The organism is Alishewanella aestuarii B11 (genome assembly GCF_000280055.1).
Lineage (GTDB): Bacteria > Pseudomonadota > Gammaproteobacteria > Enterobacterales > Alteromonadaceae > Alishewanella > Alishewanella aestuarii.
Genome location: NZ_ALAB01000009.1, coordinates 1 through 4,302, shown reverse-complemented (window position 1 = coordinate 4,302; position 4,302 = coordinate 1). Strand labels below are relative to the sequence as shown.

Annotated in this window: 2 protein-coding genes; both read right to left on the bottom strand. The window is 40.1% G+C overall.

Annotation, left to right across the window (positions count from 1 at the left end):
- Positions 1 to 317 precede the first annotated feature (317 nt).
- Positions 318 to 1,460, bottom strand: coding sequence for a hypothetical protein (locus AEST_RS04970; RefSeq protein WP_008607491.1), 1,143 nt, complete (start codon positions 1,458 to 1,460; stop codon positions 318 to 320).
- Between the two features lie 666 nt (positions 1,461 to 2,126).
- Positions 2,127 to 4,302: AAA family ATPase (locus AEST_RS04965; protein ID WP_238534558.1), on the bottom strand; the 2,176-nt coding region annotated here is incomplete at its 5' end.

Here is a 4,302-nt window from a genome sequence, read left to right as displayed (position 1 = left end):
ACAAATTAAACCGTCGACAATTACTCCACAACGTACCCTGTTGATTCGGTCATTGGAAGCCTGGATTACGGATTTATAATAAACCCTATGAATTGAATATACGGTAAGTTCAGTTATCAAGCTTGGACACACAAGGCTACCGCATAATTTAGCTCTGCGCCGATAACTCAGCTACCTGAACCTGAAGCATACAGACCCCACTCAAAATAACTTTGATATCTGTGTACAAGGTAAGCTGGTTTTGGGGTGGCACCACAAACCTGAAAGCTGTTTTGGCTTTCAGGTGCGTTTATTGGGGAGTGTTGCTATCAAATGGGTTAACGCGTTCCACAACTAAGCTGTTGGTCGAGCGAACAACTAAACATAGGCAAGCTGTAAGGGAATAGGTATTTCACGTCGACACGTCGAGCTTTATTCGCCATGGTTTGGTTATCGATTTTAAGACCTCCTGAGCCAATCATATTACGCTCTCCATCTGGTGCCCCCTTAAAAATCAATTCTTGATAACCAATTTGCTTGCCACTATCGTCAAAAAAGGTGGCTGAAAAAGCGGCTGCTGCCCCATAAAGAGGTTCCTGGCTTGGTGATTTCAGCTCCCAGTCAAAGAATACCGCTTTATAACCTCGCGAAGTATCCGAGATCTTGGTGTTAGATATGGCAAGTTCTTGTTTAAAGTAGTTGTCTGCCTTTAAAAGTACAAGCCTTCTATAAGCTTCCGAAGCCTGGTGCAGATCAATAAATGGTTTGCTATCAGGATCGAGCTCTAACATCTTAGTGAACACACTACGGAACATCTCAAAGTCAGATGTAATTTGCTGAAGCCCACGCTGCCGAGTCTCCTCAATAGCTTTTGCGTAATCCGAGCCATTAAAATGGTAGGAAAGCATATTTTTGAAGGTTAACGCCCTCAACGGCTCCAAAGATGCCCTTAATTCGTGAACTGTCTTGTGTATTCTCCGACGCTCTTGCAAAGCGGCCAGATCCAGAAAAACTCCATCAGCTAGCAACGTGAAGGTTTCCTCAGTTTCGGTAATATTTAGCGTTGATTCAGTAATGAGTCCTTTTTCAAAATTAACCTGAGCCTGCTCGATCTCCTCTTTCCAAAGCTTTAATGCGGTATCACTGAATAAGTGTAACTCAAGCAGCAGACTCGGGTACTTAAAAGTTACCTTAACCAGTTTTTTGTCACCATCGACAGTGTGCGGATGAATTGTTGCAGAAGTAAACTTATAGAGATATTGCTCAAGCTCAAAGTAACGACTTGACGGTGCCAGCTGTGGCTTCATGCGGCTAAAGCCTAGCTTATCCCACTCTTCAGCGGTCATGGCTTGTTTATCAGCAGCACTCAAAAGTTTATAATCTGCCGTCATGTAGAGTTTCTCGACGATCTGCTCTGGGGTATCTGGTTTACTACAAGAAATCATCAATAGCACCATAGCTATCAGTATAATACGAGCCATATTTCCATCCTTAGTTACCTCAATTTTCCAGATTAGCTTATATGTCAGTATATTTAAACTGAAACAGCGCGCATTGGCAGTTTTTTAAGAGCGCAGGTAAGTGAAAGTGGCAGAACCTTGGGGCAAAATCCAAATGTTATAATCGACTTGCTGTGAATTTCCGCTTTTGGCACAGAGACGATCTTTAGCATGATCGAAAAGCCGTCGTCCTTAATAAGGGAACCCAAAAATACAAATTTGGGTTCCCTTATTTTTTGCCACAGCATGCGATAGCAACTCTAACCAAGTGGCCAAATTCAGTTGACCACTATACTATGAGCGAAGATCTGTCGTTACCCTCCTAGAAAAGCTGGTATCTCATTTTTGCTGTTTGGGACGAATGCTTTTTCAAAGATGCATACATTCTGAAACCCGCTTTCCCATTTTGTGTAAGTTATGATTATTACTATGAAGAGAGAGGAGTAAGACCAGTTTTTCATTAGAAATATGTTAAAATGAAAATAGTTTCGTTTATGTAAAACTATTGCATCCATGCGAAACTAAAAATCTCTAACCTTCTGATATAAAAAGGAAGCATTAAAAAAACCTAACAAAAACCTCCTAAGATATCACTTTGATTTTATGTAAATTAATTGATATAGTGAAACCAATTTCGCTAATCCAAACCTACCCGATTTTTTCTTTCAAAAGCTCAACGAGATAACTATTACGACGATTAGAATGGCTAGGTGCCTGCGTTATTGCCCTAAAATCAATTTCTGTTCCAACAATATGGATTTCACTTTCAGCTCTTGTAAGAGCAGTATACAGCCAAGCTCTGTCTACAATTGTGCTTTTCTGTAGTGCAACGATAATGCGAGGGAATTGTGATCCCTGAGCTTTATGAAGTGTTATTGCATAACCCAGTTCCATGCAATCAAGCACTGGTTGAGTAACTTCAATCTTATCTCCTGTATCTAGCGTCACTTCACCATAAACTTCACCAGATGATTCAACACTTGTTAGAACACCCAGAGAACCATTCTGAATGCCCTTGTCATAGTGATTCTTCGTAAATAAAATGGAGTCATTGAGTCGAAGATTCTGATAAAATTTCTCACCATTTATTTCAAATTCAAGTCTGCTGCCACCGGAATTCAAAACCTCTTGAGTGAGCTTATTTATTTCAGCTACCAAAACTTTGGTTGGGGCTACCACACGGCTATTTTCCGGACAATATTGATAAAGCTCACAGCAGACTCGGGCAATGTTCTGCTTACTTGTCTCGTGAAAGAAAATTGAGCCAGTTGTAAGTTGCCTAGGAACTTTTCCCTGGTTAACCAACTTCGAATATTCAGGTATACCCGTTGCACCTTCCTGCCGCTTTACAATATCAAGCAAAGTGTTTGTAATGGATTTAGATTCAACAATATCAGCTAACACTTTGCCACAACCTATTGGCGGTAGTTGGTCAGGATCACCTGAAAAAATAATTTTCACACCGGGATGAATGTGAGTAACAATGCGGTACATTGTAGGTAAATCAATCATACTAGCCTCATCAATGACAAGTAGATGTTTACCTTCATCTGAATCAATAGGCTGATCTCTTAAAAATTTCGCAATTGTTGAAGTTCTAAAACCAATTGATTCATGTAAACGCATGGCAGCACGACCACTTAGTGCAACTGCGTGTATCTCATATCCCATAGTGTGGTAAGCACGCAAAGCTGTTCTTAATACAGTGGTTTTGCCAGTTCCAGCACCACCTGTGATACAACTTACAGCGTTATCAAGAGATGCAGTGACTGCTTCGATCTGTTTTTTTGTTAGTTCATAAGGCAGTTCGCGTGCAGCACAGAGATATGCTGAACTTGAACATTGATAATCCAATGTTTTTTGACTAGCTAATCCCTTAAGTCGTTTTGCAATGACACTCTCCATTAATAGCTGAGCTGTAGGATGGTAAGTGCCAGTTTCGTGATTTAACAGATACTGAGCATGGCTATATCCAACCTGAAACGCTTTTGTGACAAGCTCATTGTCTTTTAGTAATTTGATTAAATACGGACGTAAATCAGCTTGTAATGTGTATGTGTGACCTTTTTCAATCTCTTTACGGATTGATAATTCTAGGGCTGCACTTAATCGCCTGTCATCACTAAGTATTGAACCGTGCAGTTCTCTAGAGATAGCATCTACATCTGTAAAGTTCATCCCAAAACCAATAAGCAAATAGGGATTTTTTTTTAAAGCATCAATAGAGTGCTCAGTATGGTATTTTAGTAGACGTTGCTGGACACTGGCTGGAATCTTGAGGCCTGACATCCAATTGCAATAGGCAAGGTTCTTGTATTTCGAATACCCATCTATCAATGCATTGATAGCATCGTCGTTCAAAACGCTTTTGAGGGACGCTCTTGAATCTGGAGTATCATTTTTAAGTGTTGCATGAAAATTAATTCCTAAAAGCTCCCAGAGAGCTCTAGCTTTACTTTCCCCAATTCCTTTAAAGGCTTTTTCCTTGGCAATGAACTGAATTAGCTGTTCACCTGTTTCGGGTAAAATACATTCTACATACTCAGGTGACTGATATGTATGCTGTTGCATTACATAGTCACCAATCTCCATATTTTCAATTTGTCGAATTCCTTTTATAGACCAATACTGGCCAATAGCAGGCTCTAATGGCAGTGCCTCAGGATCTATCTTTACAGTGACATAGTACTTACCGCTATTGGTTCTGTAAGAGTTTTTTTTAGATGGGATACCACTAAAAACAACTATACGAGATGAGCTATATCGAACACTGGTTACGCGCATTTGTTCTTCTTGAAAGGCATGACTCATCTTGGTAAAAACC

Bases quoted from the DNA above. Each gene is read 5' to 3' on its own strand.
- AEST_RS04970 (WP_008607491.1), bottom strand. From the start codon at position 1,460: ATGGCTCGTATTATACTGATAGCTATGGTGCTATTGATGATTTCTTGT.